Origin of the sequence: Pseudomonas sp. HMSC063H08 (assembly GCF_001813645.1) — a bacterium.
In the GTDB taxonomy this organism is placed as follows: domain Bacteria; phylum Pseudomonadota; class Gammaproteobacteria; order Pseudomonadales; family Pseudomonadaceae; genus Pseudomonas; species Pseudomonas aeruginosa.
This window is the reverse complement of record NZ_KV813630.1, coordinates 1-365: the sequence shown is the minus strand read 5'-3', so window position 1 is coordinate 365 and position 365 is coordinate 1. Positions and strand designations below refer to the sequence as shown.

Annotated in this window: 1 pseudogene; it reads right to left on the bottom strand. The window is 58.6% G+C overall.

The annotated features are described in order from the left end of the window. Positions 1-365 (bottom strand): annotated as a pseudogene (locus tag HMPREF2924_RS32795) (ParA family protein); the annotation flags it as partial.

Genomic DNA, 365 nt, shown 5'->3' with positions numbered 1-365 from the left:
AGGAAGCGGTCAGTCCACTCGGGAAAGACCTCGATGGCCAGGTTACGGATGATTTCCAGCGCGGGCGCTGATGTGCGATTGGAGGGTTGCCGCGTTTCGAGGCGGTGCGCTGGTAGCCCGCGCGATGCTGCGTTGCGAAAAACGACTGCATCCGGAACAGTCGTTTCGAGCACAGAAATGTCCTGATGCTCATCGAAGATGGCACGCACATTCTCGTGAATCGCACGGGAGTCATTGGTCTGGTCCAGGCAGTTGATGACGATCTGAACCTTGGGGATCCGCATGCCAAGACGCTCATAGGGGCGTAGGCCGTCGAGCATTTGCATGGTGCCGCGGTTGAACTCACGGGCGGTAAGCATGTTGGG